This is a genomic window from Fulvitalea axinellae (assembly GCF_036492835.1).
Taxonomy (GTDB): Bacteria; Bacteroidota; Bacteroidia; order Cytophagales; family Cyclobacteriaceae; genus Fulvitalea; species Fulvitalea axinellae.
This window is the reverse complement of record NZ_AP025319.1, coordinates 20665-39426: the sequence shown is the minus strand read 5'-3', so window position 1 is coordinate 39426 and position 18762 is coordinate 20665. Positions and strand designations below refer to the sequence as shown.

10 protein-coding genes are annotated in these 18762 nt (G+C 46.4%); 3 read left to right on the top strand and 7 right to left on the bottom strand.

Annotated features, from left to right (window positions below; genetic code table 11):
- The first annotated feature begins 178 nt into the window (after positions 1-178).
- The 3 genes from AABK39_RS24510 (at position 179) to AABK39_RS24500 (ending at position 4295) form a co-directional block, all read left to right on the top strand.
- A complete protein-coding gene (locus AABK39_RS24510) occupies positions 179-775 on the top strand; it encodes a DJ-1/PfpI family protein (RefSeq protein ID WP_338395841.1) in 597 nt (198 codons plus the stop codon).
- A gap of 131 nt (positions 776-906) precedes the next feature.
- Positions 907-2784: a hypothetical protein gene (locus tag AABK39_RS24505; RefSeq protein WP_338395840.1), complete on the top strand. Its 1878-nt coding sequence runs from the start codon at positions 907-909 to the stop codon at positions 2782-2784.
- Positions 2785-2924: 140 nt separating this feature from the next.
- Positions 2925-4295 (top strand): hypothetical protein, encoded by a 1371-nt coding sequence (locus tag AABK39_RS24500; RefSeq protein WP_338395839.1) that lies wholly within the window; start codon positions 2925-2927, stop codon positions 4293-4295.
- A gap of 37 nt (positions 4296-4332) precedes the next feature.
- Here AABK39_RS24500 and AABK39_RS24495 read toward each other — a convergent pair whose 3' ends face one another.
- The 7 genes from AABK39_RS24495 to AABK39_RS24465 all read right to left on the bottom strand — a co-directional run bounded on the left by AABK39_RS24495 (position 4333) and on the right by AABK39_RS24465 (position 18727).
- Positions 4333-7236, bottom strand: coding sequence for a hypothetical protein (locus AABK39_RS24495; RefSeq protein ID WP_338395838.1), 2904 nt, complete (start codon positions 7234-7236; stop codon positions 4333-4335).
- Between the two features lie 102 nt (positions 7237-7338).
- Positions 7339-8910, bottom strand: a complete 1572-nt coding sequence (locus AABK39_RS24490; RefSeq protein WP_338395837.1) for an arylsulfatase — start codon at positions 8908-8910, stop codon at positions 7339-7341.
- A gap of 291 nt (positions 8911-9201) precedes the next feature.
- Entirely contained in the window at positions 9202-10428 is a 1227-nt protein-coding gene (locus AABK39_RS24485; protein ID WP_338395836.1) for a S41 family peptidase, read from the bottom strand.
- Between the two features lie 147 nt (positions 10429-10575).
- On the bottom strand, positions 10576-12429 hold the full coding sequence (locus AABK39_RS24480) for a glycoside hydrolase family 13 protein (protein WP_338395835.1): 1854 nt from the start codon (positions 12427-12429) through the stop codon (positions 10576-10578).
- A 170-nt stretch (positions 12430-12599) separates the two neighbouring features.
- A complete protein-coding gene (locus tag AABK39_RS24475) occupies positions 12600-16148 on the bottom strand; it encodes an AAA family ATPase (protein WP_338395834.1) in 3549 nt (1182 codons plus the stop codon).
- Positions 16149-16240: 92 nt separating this feature from the next.
- Positions 16241-18001, bottom strand: coding sequence for a flavin monoamine oxidase family protein (locus tag AABK39_RS24470; RefSeq protein ID WP_338395833.1), 1761 nt, complete (start codon positions 17999-18001; stop codon positions 16241-16243).
- 24 nt (positions 18002-18025) lie between these two features.
- A complete protein-coding gene (locus tag AABK39_RS24465; protein WP_338395832.1) occupies positions 18026-18727 on the bottom strand; it encodes a hypothetical protein in 702 nt (233 codons plus the stop codon).
- Positions 18728-18762 lie beyond the last annotated feature (35 nt).

Below are 18762 nucleotides of genomic sequence, written 5' to 3'. Positions count from 1 at the left end.
AATCAGCGAGACGTTTGGCCAAGACAATCAGTTCGGTTCACACTTTTATTGAATTGGACACAAATTGTTATGTACTCTCGCTTTTTAATTATTGTGTTGTGATCTTATGCTGGAGTTGGTGGGATTATGTAAATGAGCCTGTGTCCTGTTGTTTGTTATCTTCCTAATTTATAGCAATATGAAAAAAAATATCGGTATTCTAATATTTGACGAAGCGGAAGTGTTGGACTTTTGCGGTCCTTTCGAGGTGTTTTCCGTTACTTCGGAATTGAATGGTTATGAATTGTTTAACGTGTTTACCATTGCCAAAACCACCGATCCGGTTTCTGCGGTAAATGGTTTGTCGGTTAATCCCAAATACGGTTTTGACAATTGTCCTGACTTGGATATTCTTGTTATATCGGGTGGATCCGGTACCCGGAGTGTAATAAATGATACGAAGACTCTTGATTGGGTGAAACGTACGCATGATGTTGCCGAATTGACACTCAGTATCTGTTCGGGAGCGAGGTTGCTGGGGACTTTAGGATTGCTAGACGGTAAGCAATATTGTACCCATCATGAGGTGTATGAGCAAATGGCGGAGATCGTTCCGACCGGTTTTCCCAAAAAAGATTTACGTTTTGTGAAAGCCGGTAATATTTATACTTCCGGAGGTATTTCTGCCGGGATTGATTTGTCATTTCATATCGTCGAGCATTTGTGCGGGGAAGAAATAGCCAAGGGAACCGCCGAATATATGGAGTATGATTGGAATGGAGTAGGGATAAAATAATGCTTTTGAGATTCTGGGGTGAACAGCGACTACTTTGTTTACCAAAGATTGGAGGAACATCCGGGAATATTGCGTGTTAAATATGTTGGGCCGAAAATAAATATTTGTGCCAGCGACATTTCCCTTTTTACATGTTTCAGGAGCGTACGTTTCAACCCCGGCAAAATACCCGAAATCAGCGTGAAGGTGTGGCGAAGATGCCTCCTTCCGGAGTGATTCAGGCGACGTTTCAGCACGCTAAGCTTCGGAAGCATACGCACGGGTATAAGTTTGAGGGAGGACGAATGATCCCTAACCTAAAAGTGCACTTGACCGACGGCCGATCAATCCTAATCGACGATCAGACAGGTTATACCGAAGGTGTGGGCGAAGCAGCGGTAAAGTGGTATAAGGCTTACGCCTTGGGAGTGGACGAGAATTTTTGGGTGAGCGCGAATGTCTTTTTATTGGAAGAGCCAGACCATTCTTTCCGGATGCTGATGGATATGTTTGAGGAATGTTGGGACGGGAAATTCCGCAGAAACTCAAGGTTTACGGAGCCATATAATACCTTGCAGAAAAACCTCTATTCTTATTATACAAAAGTTAGAAATAAGAAACCTAGCTTTAGTCAAGCACAGGAAATAGACTTGGCCAAGCGTTTGGTGGCCTTGTTCCAGCAACGTCCTTCCGATCGGAATTTAAGATTAGCTTGCGAAGACCGGAAGACATATTTTTATTATCATAGAGAATTGGCGGGTATACGCGACTTTAGTCATTTTCGAAATTATTTTTTGAATATTTATGGGCGTTTGGAATCTGAAAAAGGAGCCAAAGGCGCCGGCCCAGTGCTTGAGGAACAGGCGGTTCCTTATAAATATGATATCTATCTGAATGTCAACGCCCCTCATGTGTATACGGTAGCAGAAGCGTTATTGCCTTTGCTCGATAACCCTGAGGTGATTGGGGATATCAGCGTGAAATCTATGGCCATATCGCCTACTTGTAACCTCGCTACCCGTACTGACACTATTGTGTTGCGGGTTGTTAGTCCTGAAGGTTTTGAACGAATTAAGCAATATGTAAAAGAGTATGCGGAAGCTCACCCACGATTCTTCTCTGACGAGTGTTTGGCGCTTACAGAACGTTTTGGCCCGGGAGTCAGTTGGAGTCAGGATTCCTATTTTCAGAATGTTTGGGAAATGGATCCGCCGATGTTGGCCAGTGTCGGTCGTTTTCTGGATCGGGTGTCTACGAGTGTTTCCAGACATAAAGCCAACCCGCCGTGGTTTGATTCCAAAAAGAATGATTGGAAATCGATGGAGGCCTTGTACCAAAAACTTCAGCTACAATGGGCGCAAAGGGAGTATGGACAAGAACATGTGGATAAAGCCGAGCTTAGGAAGCTACATGCCATGAGCGAAAAATTAACTGGCCAAGGCGTATCCGGACAAGTGGTGGAGTGGATGGACCATTATGACCGTTATGACAAACTATACGGTTCTGACCGAAAAAGCTTTATGGGAATCAGGTCCAGAGCGTTGGCCGAATTGAGCCAAAAACGTCCTGCAAGCCGGGAAAAAGCCATGCGGGTGTTTATCCAGCTACTGGACACGCACGGTATTGATTTGTTTCACCCTTATCGGAATATAGAAGTGACGCCGTATCGTGACGACAGCATGGTGGTAATCAGGGAGGATTTTGAGGAAGCGATTCCGGAATTGGGGACACTTTTGCCAGGCTTTGAGGCTATGGCTTTGCCTATGCCAAAAGAAGAAAAGCCAAAGGAAACCGCCATTCCTAAACCATCGGTCGTTTCGGACGGAGAAGAGGAAGTGGAGATGGAGGACCGAGGCCCTAGTGAAGCGGAGCCCGTAAAAGTGCTGGAAAAAGCCTTTGTACAGGATATGTTGGGCAAGGAACGGCAGGTATTAAAAGCCACGGAGAAACAGTTTAATAGAGAGCAACAGCTGGGTGTAGAAAGGAGAATGATGGGCAAAGAGATCGAGCAGGAATATGAGGATCTGTGACATGCCCTGCCACATTACGATAAGGTTTTCTTTAGATTTTTTCGATTGGAAATCCTGATTTTTACGCTTTGGGAATGGTACGAAAAACGGGCGCATAGAATTTGTCTAAGGATTCGATAGCACAAACTCCCTTAAAAAGCATGAAAGAAGTTTACCCTACCAAACATAGGGTTTGTAGAAGAGGAAATAACAGTTCCTCTTCAAGAAACTCGGTGAGTAAACTTCCTCCGGCTGTGGGTTCCGGCCATTGTGTTCAACGTAAAGTAGGGTTTGAGTTTGAAGCTCCCCGCTTGTATGCGTTTAGAAATTATAAGCAATTCGAAGAGTCCAATGACGGCGATTTTTGGTTTCCCGAAAAATTTACCGAACCCGCTTTTAGGGCTGGTGACGTATTGCTGAAGGCGAATGGCTATGAGCTTCAGGTGGATAGAATGGAAGACATTAGGTTGCCTTATCTGGAAGTCGTGACGGAGCCTTTTGAAGAGAGCCGGGCGGGATTTGAGAGAATGTGTACCACGCTCAAGGATATGGAGTACCTGCTGGCCCATCTGACGGGCGGAAGGTATGTCGATGATATCGTCTCGATTCATAGTATCGCGCACCATGGAACCCTTACTGATATAGGCAAGGAGACAATTTTTCAGGCCAGGGTAAATCAGCCCTATTGTAATATGCAGGCCAGTATTGGCATTGATGCGGATAAGTTGTGGAAGTTTTTTGACTTAATGGCGGTGGCCCATCCTGATGAGGACGAATTACTGAGAAATAAAAGATCGGGAGCTAGAAAAGCGCTGTTCGGTATAGAGGAGGGCAACGTTTACCAGGAAGAAAGCGAATCGAATTCGGCAAGGCTTAGGTATGCGCTTTTGCTGGCGGACCGGGCGCAAAAGGAGTTTCAGTTTAGCGGTCAAGCCAAAGGGCTTATCTCTCTGATGTATTTTTATATTCTGGTGACAAAGAGAGAAGCATACGCTTCGCCAAAGTCGGTGCTTTCTATATTGATGCGCAACGATTTCGCCTCGGTGTTTAAGCTATTGCCTGATAAAGAACGCCTTGAAAAGGAAGATCTCTGGCTTTCGATTTTTCAGTTTGAGGATTTTCTTTCCAGTGGAGAGTTGTCGGAGCCACTGTATTCGCATGGAATTTTCCACCTTAGGGATGATCCGGATATGGAATCGATGAGCCATTTGACAAGGCATGACTGGATTGTGAATATTGCGAGAGGGAAAGATCTGCTTACGAGAGAACATTTTCCAGAGCCTAAAAGTGGTGGTATGGTGGGTTCGGTCGGCGCTTTAGGCGACAAATTCGATGCGGAAGACGGCAAAAAGAAGGTGATTTTGGAACTAAGACAGGCTGAGCATCCCCTTACAATGCCAAATTGGAGAAGGACTGCGTTAAAAGTTTTCCGCTTCGTTTACGCTTTTAACCATGGTATGCCCCACGAATACGGTGAGCATTTTGATCTGCTCGGAAGGTTGGAGTATCTGGAAAAACCGCTTAAATGGTAGTTCTAACGGCACGATTTTATTTTTCTTTTTGAACCCTTTAGGCAATGCTCGCGCTAAACGGTTCGTCGGGTTTTTGTGGACGGATATCCGCTATTCCGAAACGTCGGATTTCTTCTTCGGTCATATAATGGATCCTTTCGGGCGGGGTTTCCATATTAAAGAAATAAAACTTCTCGGCCTCTTCCCTGCTCATACCCACGCTTTCGTTGAATTTGATATGCTGTTCGTGTTTTGGATGGTTTTTCGGGAGTCCGTGTCCTTGCATGCCTGTGGTCCGGTTTTTCCAAGAATGTACGCCCAGTTTGGTTATTTTGTCGAGAGTGGCGCCTTCCGGATATAGAATGACCGACGGGTTGCCGGATACAAACATGTCAACGCCTCCGGAGATGGCGATATGTCCGGATGGCAGATACACTTTTATTCCTTTCTGATAAACATAAGTCCCCAATCGTTCGGTCTCGAAAAGGTCTCGGGTTCCGGTAATATGCCCGATTATTATGCCTTCTATATCACCGTAATCCTCTATCGCCTTTACCATACGGGAGTAAATGTCGCCAAGCAACAATCCCGTTACCAACAGATAGGCTTTTCCGCCCACTTGAGTACGGATAATGCTGGTGGAAAGCTCGAAATTGAACTGGCTATAGTGGTTGCCCTGACACAAAAGCATGGACCCCCACGAAGAACTTCCAAACGCGTTTTCGGATTCAATTTTTTCGAGCCTTCTGGCCATCAGTTTACGTAATGTGTCTGGTCCGAAATGGTCTACAATCCTTACCACTACCTGTACCAGTCTGTGGAAAGCGAAACGTTCCTTCTCGAATTCCTGGCCCATACTATCGGCGAACCCCAGGCACTCGGAGCCTTTGTCGTATATACTGAGCAGGCAGGCCAGCATTCCGTTTATTTGTGCGGTATATCCCGCGATATCGGAGCAGCAACTGATACCGTGGTCCATTTGGTAATGCTTCGGGCCGGCCGGATAAGTAAGGTCGGAAGAAGACAAAGTCAGGAGCTTGAAAATATAATTGGCGATAACCCGTATTACCTCGTCAGCCGAGAGGTGAGAGTCGGGCATATCTGCCAGATTTTTGAAAAGAATCCTTTTGGCGAAATGCTGATACCCCGTTTCCGAAATCCGCGCGCCGTCGTTGAAAAGCGATACCCTCCCGGATTCAGGCTGTTTGTAGGCCTTCACCATGCCGTTTGGCAATAATACTCTTTCATGCTTGTCGGCCTGCCCTAGGTGCGAGTATGGCAGGAGTTGGTAACGCATATTGCCCATTAGTATGGATTGCATCATGGCCTCGCCTTGCGCAAACCAAAACCAGATGTCCGAAATAAACCCTCTTTGGGGTGTAGGCGTGGCGGGTTCGCCCAAATAGGCGGAACCTTGCTGGCCTAATAAACCGACAGCGCCTTCGTTGGCCACGCTTTTCATATTGAACGCTTCCCGAAGGTCGTTAAAATGAGGCCATTCGTGTTCGCGTAGCCTTACCTGAAAGCTCTCGTGCTTGTGTCCCAAAAACCACAAATCGAAATCTTGGCCACCTTCCGACACCTCGGGAAGGTCGGGGGCGTCCGCTTTCGCCCTCTCCTTCCGGTTTATCATTTCCATTACGTCGAAGTCTTTCAGCTCGTCTTCGCCAAATCCCAACTCTACGGACATCTTTCGGTCGTATTCGGCGGGGAGTTGGCGCATGCGTTCCCTGAGCGCGGGCCACGATTTCCCATCGTGGCGCAATACGCTCCAACGGGGTGCAAAGGAATTCTTTCCGATGATGTTCAGTAATTGCTGAGCCAACATCATCCGTTGGATTTCTATGGAGTCATAGCCTTTTCGGAACCACTTGAATAAGGTTTCGCCATCGGCTCCGAAAGAATAGTTTCTGTGACCTCCCTGAAAATGTATTAGCCGGGGCGTATCCACTTTCGCAAGCGAATCCGGTGTGTGGGTCAGGTCGGCATCGTGGGTGGCGCAAAATATAGGAAAGCCCGGAAGGGGTTCGGCTGGTTTTACGGGAAACCATTCCCCTTGCAGATCAAATGGAAGCTCGGGCTCCGATTCTGTGGAAGAGGGTTCGTATTCGGTAGAAGTATTCAGGCCCTGGTCTTCGAAAAAGGGATTGTTGTCCAGATCCAAACTAGGTCTTCCTGCCAAAGCAGTTATAAAGCTTGGCTTTTCCCCTTCCAGCGCTTTCGGCGGGAGGAGTTTTTGTGTCATTTGCCAAAGCAAAAGCAAATAGTTTGGAGCGAAATGCCAATACTCTTCCTGGCCTTCGCCTAAGGTCAGGAGAGTATTTCCGTCTTTGGCTTGGACAAAATAAAGCAGTTTTTCAGCATCCAGACTTTCGGGAGCTACCTTCTCATCTTCCAAAAAAAATTGTTTCTCCACCTCTTCGGGAATTTTGCCTATTATATCCGGAAAATTCCTGCATATAAATGGCCATGCTTCGTTGATTCCCGAAGAATAAGTTCCGCCGTTTTCGAAGCGATAAGGGAAATCATCAAAGAGCCCTTTTTGCAGATAACAGTCGTATGATTTCTGTGTTTTCCGGCGTTCGGAGCTTACTTCGACAAAAAGGTGACTGAGTTTTCGGTTGTCTTTCTCACTGGACGGGAGCTTGCTGAGGGGTAATTCCAGCATCGCCATTTCCAGTTCTTCCAGTAAATCCAGCCGTCTGCCCAGCGATTCCTTGCGGTTATCTTTTTTGTACTCTCCTTTGGTCTTTGCGTCTTCCGCTTTTGAATCTAGGGCGTGGATTTCTACCAAAAGCTCATATACCCGTTCCGGAACTTTGTCGGGGGAGGCGAGTCCCTGCTTCAGCCCTTCGGCTGTCAGGATACACTGGACCGGTGGCGGAGGCGCTTTGCCCAACCCAGTGGCGCCGGCATGTGGAACAGGCGGTTTTACGGAAGACGTTTTCGGGGTGGAGAACATGGTTTTTGGGACTATATACTCCAACCGCCGAGTGGAAAAGAGGTTTCAGGGTATAGAAACGGAACACTCCCCGCCTCTATATATGTTGTTTTTACCGCAATATTAATCCAAATCCGGGGCGGTCCAAGTCTTGATACCCGTCGATTCTTTTTGCTTGTTATATGCGTCCGGAAAAGGTTTTTCGCTGGATAACGGAGCGCTCTCGTTTACCATAAACGGCCGAACGTTAGTCCACCAATTATCGTAAGCTTCCCTCATTTTGGATACTACTTCCGGGTGTTTTTCGATAATGTTGGTCGTCTGGCCCGGGTCTTTGGTGATATCGTACAGTTCTTTGTTGTTGATCAGCCGGTAGCGCTCATTCCGGATTGCGCAGTTTTTAAATTTGGAGTTTTCCGGGTTCGAACTTTCTTCCGTGCCCAACCAGCGCTTATCAACTTCTTGTCCGGCTTTAAGGGCTGGATTCAGCGGCCACCTGCCACCGTGCACAAAGCGGTAGCGGTCTTTGGCTTCGGTTTTTTTCCCGGTAAGGAAAGGCAAAAAGCTTTTGCCATCCAATTCGGGAATATCCGATATATCGATATCGGCAACTTCCGCAAGCGTAGGCAGAATATCGTAATGGTTAAAAAGAAGGTCTATTTTCTTTCCGGCTTCGAAGTTTTCCGGCCATTTGATGAAAAACGGAACCTTTGTGCCTCCCTCATGGGCGCTTCCCTTGAAGCCTTTTAGTCCAGCGTTATACGTCTTGCCGTGTACTTCGTTATATCCGCCCCAAGTCTTTCCGTTGTCCGACATAAAAATCAGAATCGTATTATCAGAAAGATTCCATTCGTCGAGCTTAGACATCAGTATACCCAGGTTATGGTCCACGTTTTCGATCATTCCGTAAAAACCTTGGGCTTTTTTTGGATACCCTTGCCTGATAAACTTCTCTTTGTATTTTTCGGGGGCGATAAACGGTCCGTGGGGAGCGTTGGTAGGGATGTAGGCGAAGAACGGTTTGTCTTCGTTTGATTTTTCCTTTATCCAAGAAAGGGCTTGAGAAAAGAAAATATCGGTGCAGAATCCGGATGTTTTTTCAAAAACCCCGTTATGTTTTATCGCCGGATCGAAGTACTTGTTTTCCGGAGCGTCGGCGCAAGAGCCCGGGTACGACTGCCCTATTCCGCCGCCACCATGAATAAATACTTCGTCAAAACCACGGTTTTCCGGTTGGTATTCGTCTTCGTCGCCCAAATGCCATTTCCCGAAAATTCCGGTCGTGTAATTTCCTTTTTTAAGAACTTCAGGCAGTGTTGTCACGCCCAAGGCCATACGTTCCCTTTCCAAAATAGTATGAGTGATTCCGTTTTTGAACGGGTGTCTTCCCGTAAGGATAGCCGAACGTGTGGGAGCGGAAGTAGGGCTGACGTGAAAATCCTCAAAACTAGTGCTTTGCGTTTTCAGTTTGTCCATGTTCGGGGTTATGACGTCTGGGCTACCGTGTGCGGAAATATCGCCGTAGCCTTGGTCGTCGGTCATTACCAGAATTATATTCGGAGGATTTTTCTTTCGGTTACATCCTAAAAATGAGGTGAAAAGACAGGAAGCAACTATTGCCCTTGCGATAAGCGTTAAAATTCGTTTAATAAGTAAAAAACTAGTGTGTGATGAAGAGCATACAATAACAGCCAATTGCAAGTAATTCCAATATGTCGGAATGGGATCGTATATAGGGAGGGACTTCTATTATATTAAAAAAACATCTATCCGGTTACAAGACCACCTGTTTGAGGTAATTGATGATAGATACTGATTAATAATCTCACTGGGGAACATGATAGGCTGTGTGAAACTATATCAGGAATAGGATTTAATCCTTAAGATCGTTTTTGAGAAAAATTGCACCGTAGTATTTAAAATATAATTAAAACCATAATATAAAGGGTCTAACGCACATAGAGAATCATGAAAATGAATGAGTCATTATTTGATTTTTCTAATCAATTCCATACCCTTTTCCAAAGCCTCATCCCGGTTTGAAGCGGTTTGTTTGATATAGTATTTCGGGACGAATTTTTCTCTAGGGGTTCCGTTTACATGAAGCAGTTTGGCCGTTGATAATTGAAAACCGTAAGTATTGTGTTTGAATGAAAAACCACTTACTTCGCCGGCCAACCTTTCCATTTCTGTTCCTACTACTTTTACGCAACCCATTCCATCTAACCCAATGGTTAACCCCTCACCCATACTTCCTGTCCAACGGCCAACTAGCACTACAACAGGCTTGGTATATTTTAGGCCACGTGGACTAGTGTATTCGGCCCAAAGCCTTTCTACTGGCGGTTGGTCATCGTATTGTTCCGTAAATCGATGTATCTGATAAGGCCCCGGTGTATCGATAAACCTACCCATAATTCCGCGAGCCACATAAGTGTTTCCCCCGCTTACGGTATTTCTTAAATCCAAAATTAGTCCTTTGGTGTTCATTAAAGTATCCAAACAAGCATCAAAAGCACTAATTAGTCTATTCTCACCGAGCGAATCGTTTATTCGAATAACCCCAACACCGTTTATTAATTTGGCGGTTAATAATTCTGTTTCGCTTTTAATCTTTAGCTTATCCAGATCAAATTCTATAATTCGATTATTGGGAGTTTTTAAAGTAAGTAATCTAGGCTGATCATATCGGCCGGCAATTATTTTATTGATTATCCATTCCTTTATCTGAGGGTTATTTTTGTTTTGGACTTGAGTAGGGAATCCCTTTATTACAGAACCGACGCTAGTTCCGTTTACTTTTACTAATTGCGCTCCGATTAATCCATTATCAGGGTTTTCTAACTGAGTTTTCCATATCTGGGTAATAATAGGCCTTCCACTTTTTAAGCTAAGATATATCGGCGAAAACAGGCGGTACGAAGACGGGGTATTGGTATGAAGAATCAAGTGGCTGTCATAAAACTCATCGATCAAGTATTCGAAGAAGAGAATGGCATCTTGTTTATTCTTAATATTCGGGATTAGATCCTCATAGCGTTTTCGTAAAAGTCCCAAATCGATTTCCTTCTCCTGCAGGTAGACATAGTTTCCGGCGATATCATTAATGATCTCGTCCAGATCTTCTTTTATTTTCTTATGATCTATTGACTGTCCCTTTACGTTGGGCAGAAGGGCAAAAAGTAGAGTGATTATAATGAAGATATTTTTCATTGATATTGTTGTTCAAGGTTATAATCGCAATATACAAATGCTGATATATGCTATACTTGAACAAATCTATAAAGTCGAAAAAATTAAGGACAGGTGGAAGAAACCGAAAGACGGGCACACATGCCCTGTCCTTCGACTTCAATATATTTATTTGATCAAAATTCGGCCTGCTAACCTAGCAATATTGACTGTTTTAGACGGAGTTACCTGTTCTCCGGTAAAGGCGTCTTTATATACCCCTTTTATTTTAGGGAATGAAAGCGAACGTTCGGTTTCTGATCTGTTGAATAATACCAGAACTTCTTCCTTATCCAAAGTCCGTCGATAGCCTAGAAATAGGTTCTTATTATCGGTTTTGAGAAAATTCAATTCACCGTATGAGAGCGCTTTGTTTTCTTTTCTGATTTTGATCAAACGCTTATAATAATCCAATAACTCTAAGTCGGCACGTACTTCATTAGCGGGTTTGTTTATACCGAAAGGAGCCTCCTTTTCCGTTTCGAATTCCATTTCCGGCCAGATGATCGGCTTACGGTTGTCCGGGTCGTCGGCGCCCCACATGCCCAGCTCGTCACCGTTCCAAATCTGCGGCGATCCGATAAACGTGAACTGTTGCATCAACAGCATCTTCTGGAGGTGCTTGGTCCTTGCGTCCGGTTTCTCCAGTTTGTAGCCCTTATTGTCTCTTGGGTTTACGCCGTTTTTGTATGGCCGATCCGCATTATATAAAGAGCTTGAGAACCTTGGAGAGTCATGGCTGGCCGTAAGGTTCATCATCGCTTGGCTCATTGCCGGCGCGATGCCTTTTTGGGTCATTTTTAGTTCCTGAACAAACTCGCTTGCTGTCATGCCTTCCGCTGTTTGCGCAAAGAATTTCCGGGCGGGCTTGTACCATTGGTAATGCATTACGGCATCGAAAATATCGCCTTGCATATATGGCCTTGGGTCCATTAGGTGGTCCGGCCATTCTTCCCACCAGATCTCGCCTATCAAATAAAAATCAGGGTTAACGCTCCGGACAAATTTGCGGTAATCACGCCAAAATCCCATTGGTATTTGATCCGCTACGTCAAGGCGGTAGCCGTCTACGCCGTCGGATGTGTCTCCGTCGCCGTTGGGATCCATCCAGCGCTTGGATACGTTGAAAATATGCTCTTTTACGGGATCGTAGATATACCCTTCGTACGGATGGCCGTGTTTACGGTTTACTACGTCCACTTTTTTGAGTTCCGGGAGGGTTTCCACCCCGGCCCACCCTGTGTAGGCGAATTCGTTCTCTTCCGTTTCCGGATTATCAAACGACTCTATTTCGTACCAACTGGCGTATTTGGAAGCCTTTTGTTTTTTCAAGACGTCTTGCCAAGCCCAAAAAGAAACACCGGTATGGTTCCATGAATAGTCCAACACGACTTTCATCCCCTTTTTATGGGCCTTGTCGATTAGATTCAGAAACAGTTGGTCGGCGGAAGTGAATTGCCATGTGTCGGGATCCGTCGGGTCCTCGCTTTCGGCTATGGCCTTGTCCTTTGTTGGGTTTGGGCCAAAGTTGCGGTCGATGTGGCGGTAACTTCTCGCGTCGTATTTATGCAATGACGGAGCGTCGTTCATCGGGTTGATGTATAAGGCCGTAATGCCCAAGTCCTCAAGATAATCGAGCTTGTCGATTATTCCCTGGATATCCCCGCCATAGCGACGGAGTTGTACGCTTCTGTAAAAGTCATCTGTATAGGCGCTTTCCCATTCGTCGGTGGCGTACCAGTCTTTGGTCCAATTGCTGATCTTCCAACCTTCCGGCGCTGCTCCGGGCCACGCCATCAGCATGTCTTCGGGTTGCGGGTCGTTGGTGGGATCGCCGTTGGCGAAACGTTCCGGAAATATCTGATACCAAATGGCTTCTCGGGCCCATACGGGCGGATCTTCGAAAGCCGTTTTATTTTCCTGCGGAGCGTCGCATGAAGTGGTGACAATTAGCGCTATAAAAAAAATCCAAACTCGGGTCATCTTCACTATCCTTAAATTAAAACAATCAATGTTTTAATAAGATACAAAGAATGAGAAACGATTTTATGGATATACGCTTCAGTAGGGAAACAAAAAATGCGCAAACGTTTCCGTTTTGCGCATTTTGATTTTTGAATTTCCGAAAGGAACAAAAAATGAAATTTTAAGATTCAGGTTGCACTTCTTAAAGAGGAAAAAGAAGCGTAACTGTCTTTTGTTCTTTGTATTAGAACGGGCGCCTGTTGTTTTTCCGCTACGGCCAATGATTGCTGATAAAACTCATCGGCTTCGTTTTGGGTAGCGGTGTTGCGGGCCAGTATTTCGGCTTTATACCGGAGTATTTCGGAATAGAAATGCTTCTCCTCGTATTTCTTGTTATGGGCTATGCCTATGTCGGCGTATTTTTCCGCTTCCTCAAAGCGTTTGGCCTTTATATAAGCGTCGCAAACCATGGCGTAGGCAAATCCAGTGCTTACCACCATCCCGGCGGAGTTCCATTCGGCTATGCCCTCCAACAATTCCTTTACCCCCTCGTCCACATCAACCAAAACGGCTTTCGCCCAACCTACGTGGGTTTTGGCCAATGCCAACCATGGCGGAAATTCCTCTTTCACCGAGAGGTTTTTCAACTGTTCGCCCCACAGCAACGTCTGTTCCGGTTTGTGAAGATTCATATAATGCCAGGCCACTCCGTTCATCAAAAAGCCTTGACTGAATAAGTGGGTGTATTTTTCGTGGTTTTCCTCTACAAATCCCACCGTATTGGCGGCCTTTGAGTCTTTTCCCTTCAAGCCCTGAATTATTCCCAGATAACAGTACATAATCCCCGAGGGATCTTCGCCGTATGCGTTGGCGTGCTTGAGGTGATGATCGTCGAAATTGTAGATGGCAAGCCCCGCTTCGGCGTTTTTCTCGGCTTCGGCCAAGTTTCCCAGCCAGAAATAGCTGTCGCAAAGTGTGGCGTGGGCCTCCAATCGGATATTGTCACTGTCGTATTTGTCGCCCAGGGCCAGTAGCTCATTCGCTATTTCTAAGGAATTCTCCAATTGGGAAGAAACCATATAATATCCCCAAAGTCCGCGGGTTATTTTCACTAACTCGTCGGGGCTTTTTTCCAAGTGGCAAAGGTCTTTGGCTCTTGTGTAGGTCTCCCCTATTTCGGGCGAAGACCAACCCTTTACGGCCAATAACGCAGGCCCGCGCATCAACAGGATGTCCTTTTCGGTCTGGTTACGCTCATCGGTTTCCGGTAATTCGGCCAAGTCTTTCAAAACGTTTTGGCTGAGGTTCACGGTTTCGAGGTTGGCGTTGGCGCTGGAGGCCTTTTTACAAGCAAGGATTCCATATTCGACGGACTTTTTGAAATTCCCGGCTTTGCTGAAGTGTATCGACACCATCTCTGGATTCGATTGGCATACCTGAGGGAATTTGTCCTCGATAACCTTGGCTATTTTCCGGTGATATTCCTTACGCTTTCGCTTGAGCAATGACTCGTAAAGAGCGTCCTGAATAAGGGCGTGTTTGAAAATATAAACCACCCGGGAAAGAAGCCCTCGCTTGTACATAATACCGGCGTCCACCAGCCGGTTAAATACACTTTGTAGCTTTCCCCTTTCCAACGGGGCGATTTCGCAAATAAGCTCAAAAGAGAATTCACGGCCGATCACCGCCCCGAGTTGAGCCACTAGCCTGCCGCCTTCCAGTTTGTTGAGCCGGGCCATCAGCGATTCCTGCAAAGTATCAGGAATCGAGAGCGGTTCCAGTGGTTTGGCTAAGCTATATACGCCGTCGTTTTCCAGTAACATATCCGATTCCAACACCATAGTGGTAAGGTCTTCCACAAACAGCGGATAGCCCTCCGTTTTACGGCAGATTTCGTCGAACAACTGAAGCGGAATGGATTTTCCGTCCGTGATTTTCAGAATCATTTCCGAAATCTCCTCCTTGGTAAGGCGGTGCAATTTCATCGGATGAAAATAACTCTCCGAGTTCCAGTCGATGGGCAAATGGAATTCGGGGCGGGTGGTGCAGATCACCATTATATTGGTGGTAGGGATTTCCCTGAAAACCAATTCAAGCCATTCCATAGTGGACGGGTCCATCCAATGGAGATCTTCCAGTATGACTAACAGAGGGGTTTCGTGGGCGGTTTCTACCAGAATGGAGAAGAAGATTTCAAAGACCTGGTTTTTCAGGTGGTTAGGCTTTAGCGCTGGTGCGGGATAAGGAGTTTTTATCCCGAATACGTTGGCGATAATTGCTATAATCTCGTCGTCGCTCCATTCGAAGTTTCGGACAACCGCCTCTACTTTCCGAAGTTTTTCCTCATCTGAATCCGTGTCGGTAATCCCCAACCAACTCTGGTAAGCCTTGATTAGACTGTAAAGCGACGAATTCTTATGAAACGGCGAGAATTGGCAAGAAAAAAGTTGGCTTTGCAGTGCGCTGATCCGGTTTTTGACTTCCTGTGTCAGTCTGGATTTTCCGACTCCGGCCTCTGACGTAATAGATACCATCTGGCCTTTACCGTGCGCAGCCGCTCCCCAGCGCTCCATTATTATACCTACCTCCCGATCACGGCCCACGATTGGTATAAGGCCCGAGGCTGCGCTGGCTTCGAAGCGCGAGTTTATTCCCAAGTCTTTGGTTACGCCCCAGCATCTTGTTTTTTCGCCCGAGTCATGGTTGTAAACGGAATCGCGCTCTTCGCATTCGAAAAAGTTTTTTATTAATCTATAAGTCGATTCGCTCACCAAAATCTCACTTCCCGAGGAAGCTCTCATTATCGCATGGGCGGCCGTGCTTGTAAGGCCTTGTTCCAGTTCATGTTGTGTGTCTGATCCTGTCCGGCCTATCATCAGGCCGGTGTGTACGCCAGCTTTTACCTTTAGGCGAACATCCCATTCCGTTTCCAGCTTGTCGCTGATTTTTTCGGCCGAATTCAGAATTCCCAAAGCCGTCCGTATCGCTTTTACGCTGTCCAGTTCGCTGGCTTTCGGGTATCCGAAACAGATGGATATCTGGCCTGTGCCAGACATATTGATCACAAAACCTTCGTAAAGTTCAGCTTCGCTAATATAGACTTCTTTGACTAAGGGCGCGGCTTCGTGCAAGAATTCCAGTTTATCTTCCGGGTCCATATCGTACTTATGGGCATCCACCGCCAGGCTGAGTTGTAGCAGGGTTACATTCCGACGTTCGGCATTCACTTCCGGAACTCCGGAGGGAGTGGCGGCCTTCAGTAAACGTTCTTCCCTGACTTGCTCTATCAGGTGGCGGAGTTCTTTTCTGATCTTCAGAAAAAGTCGTTTGCGTTCGCCCGGATTCAGATAGTTTTCCTCAATGGTTTCACCGTTGGTAGGCAGGCACTGGTAATCCGAAATCCAAGGGTGGAGTTCCCATTCGCAGGGCGACAGGATAATCGGGAAGATTTTCATCCCGTCGCGGCGACAACGATCCAAGAAGCTGCTGACCTCTATATTTAGGCAATAATGGGAATCCAAAAACGCTTGGCTTACGAAGATCAGGCCTATATCGCAGGTTTGGATCTGGTGTTTCAGGACGTCGTCCCACTTATCTCCGCCCGTAAGCTTTTCATCGACCCAAAGCTCGACGTCGCCACCGACTTCGAGGCCCCGGAGAAAGCCCAAAAGGCCGTCTTTCCCAATGTATTCGGTGTCTTTGTGGCTGTAGCTGACAAATATCTTTACGTGACTCAATGTATAGGGATTAAGTAATGGGAAATAGGGAAAGGGTAAAAAGAGTGCTGAGTGATGAATACGGGGCGATGACTCTTTACCCTTTCGCTCCGTTATAGAGAAAAATACTTTTCGAGCATTTGCTCGCTGGTCTCAAAGGCTCCTTCCACCCAACCTTGTTTGAGCGAATAGGCCTCCCCGACCACGTAGGCGTCCACGTTTCCGAATGGTTTTATCATTTCTTGGGTAACTTCCCAAGACCGGAATCCAGGCTTCCAGAGGTTATACGCCCCGCCGAACGGGTCTACGGTCCAATCGGCGTAAGATATTGCGTACGGATCGGGAATAAACTGAAGTCCGTGGGCACTTCTCATCAGCTCCGATATCGTACCGATAAGTTGATCAACGCTGGATTCGCCGGAGAGCACTTTCTCGAAGTTTCTTTTGGCCCGGGCAAAAAGAATTCCCGTTTCCGTAAGCATCATGGCGTCTTCGCCCTCTGCACCAAAGTCTTTGACGGCCTCGTATTTCTTTTCCGCCGCGTCGAGTTCCAATTTTAGGCTCCGGACTTTTTCTTTCACTTTGGCTTTCACTTCGTCCACTGAGAATTCCATCAGGCCGAAATGCTTCTCGTCCTTGATATTGAGCGTCTTTTTGTAAATGGAGATCAGCTCGAAGAGCGGTTGCCAGAAAGAAACGTCGCGACCGTCGAGGTAAATCATGATCACGCCGTTGGCCGGTAGGTTCTTGACGTTTCCAGTCTTTTCCGGAGCGGTTTTGAAGAATTTCTGGTCGTTTACTCCCCAATAATATATCTGGCGAAGTGGATTGTCGGTAATGGTACGCCCGAAACTGATCCCCAATGAGCGCCACCATGGCAAATCGTATCCAAGGAAGAATTTGAACATGGGTTGCGGTTCCACCGCCGGCAACAATTCGTTGTAGAACGTGTCCATCTCATTGTCTTTTGGCATATCCACAAGTTCCAGTGCCCTACGCGGCATAGCCAAGACCATTTTTTTGGCCTTTATCCGGATTTCCTCGCCCGAATCGGTGTTTTCAAAAGTCATGGTTACGGTGCCGTCACCGTTCTTTTCCCAGCGCTTGAGCTTTCTGTTTTCTTCGAATACCACGCCTCCTTCCACCGCTTTTTCCAGCAATGTCTTCGGAACGGTCTGGAATCCTTTGTGAACATATCGGTAGCTTACGTTCGGACCGAAATCCTCAAACATCCACTCAATGGCGTCCGCGGCGTTCCAGTTGCTCGGAATGGTGTTATAGCCCTGTCCGGTGAGAACGTAATCATACCCTTCGCTGGAAAGTACTCGTTGTAGCAGATTCCAAAATCCTGTGTCATAAAGGTTTCTGCCGTCAAATTTTATATTCTTTTTGGCCTCCAACCAACCTTCGCTGTCCAAAAAAGGAGCGTGTGGCACCACCGTCTCCACCGCCCAAAGGAGAAGTTCTCCGGGGCTCATATCTCGCTCCGGTGGCGACAAATCGTATACGTCCTTGGCTTCTCTGGCTACTTTCGTGGCCTTCATTACTTTGGAGCGCATATCGTAAAGGTTGTGATTGGAATCCACATCAAAGGGTACGTGTTCCAAGCCCAATTCTTCCAATACTCCCACCAATATTTTCTGCGAGGTAAGAAACCGCATACCGCCCAGTTCGGCTTTGCGGGTGTAGCCGAGTCCCGGCATTTCCTTCGACAACAGGCGCCCACCTACGTGTGCTTGGTTATCAATTTTCAAGAAATCGAAAACCTTTACCGTACCTGGAGCGTATTTCCCGGATTTTGCCAAACGCCAAGCGGTATAGGCCCCTGCGCATCCTGCTCCTACTATTGCTACTTCTAATGTTTGCTCAGACATGATAATGGAGTTTTAAAAATATAATCAGGGAGTTTTGTGACTTATGGCTATCGCATTCTTCAACATACTGATATCCATAAACGGAATAGGCCTCAGGCTACCGAAGCCCTCTTTGCTAAACCAAGAGGCGTAACTCTCTACCGCTGAAGGATTATCGGACTGTACCATTTGCACGCAACCGTAGAGTGTACTTTGGCAAAAATATAACGGCGAAAGGTTCCTGATTCCCAGTTCGCTTCTTTTGGCTAGAGCTTTCTCATAATTCCCCTGGATATCATTATTCCATTTTTCGGAAAAGCTTCCAGTAAAATACCAGCCTAAAGGACTGACGTCGGATTTTTGGGGATCGAAGGTTAACGGTTCTAATTTGTCGTCCTCTATTCCCTTATATCTCGAAATGGGAATAGGACTAAAATGAGCCCAACCCTGAGCGGCCATCCAAACGGCGTATGTCACCATCTTATAGCTGTCGTTTACGGCCGACTCGTTGTCCAATTGTCCAAATGTCAATAATTGTATAAAATCGAATTCGGCCATGGAAAAATAAAAACCGAGACCACCGTTATGCCCTCCGCCGGAAACTAAAGCTTTTACATCCAGTTGGTTGAACTTCATGGACATATCATTGAAATTCGCCTGAAAACGGGCGTTCCACCCTGGTTTTAAAGAACCCGGAACCCACCAGCCTACCTGCACGAATTCCGTTTCGTTATTTCTAGTCGCCATTTTGATTAAGAATTTTGTCAAGAGAACAGCGTAAA

Bases quoted from the DNA above. Each gene is read 5' to 3' on its own strand.
- AABK39_RS24510 (WP_338395841.1), top strand. From the start codon at position 179: ATGAAAAAAAATATCGGTATTCTAATATTTGACGAAGCGGAAGTGTTG.
- AABK39_RS24505 (WP_338395840.1), top strand. From the start codon at position 907: ATGTTTCAGGAGCGTACGTTTCAACCCCGGCAAAATACCCGAAATCAG.
- AABK39_RS24500 (WP_338395839.1), top strand. From the start codon at position 2,925: ATGAAAGAAGTTTACCCTACCAAACATAGGGTTTGTAGAAGAGGAAAT.
- AABK39_RS24495 (WP_338395838.1), bottom strand. From the start codon at position 7,236: ATGTTCTCCACCCCGAAAACGTCTTCCGTAAAACCGCCTGTTCCACAT.
- AABK39_RS24485 (WP_338395836.1), bottom strand. From the start codon at position 10,428: ATGAAAAATATCTTCATTATAATCACTCTACTTTTTGCCCTTCTGCCC.
- AABK39_RS24480 (WP_338395835.1), bottom strand. From the start codon at position 12,429: ATGACCCGAGTTTGGATTTTTTTTATAGCGCTAATTGTCACCACTTCA.
- AABK39_RS24470 (WP_338395833.1), bottom strand. From the start codon at position 18,001: ATGTCTGAGCAAACATTAGAAGTAGCAATAGTAGGAGCAGGATGCGCA.
- AABK39_RS24465 (WP_338395832.1), bottom strand. From the start codon at position 18,727: ATGGCGACTAGAAATAACGAAACGGAATTCGTGCAGGTAGGCTGGTGG.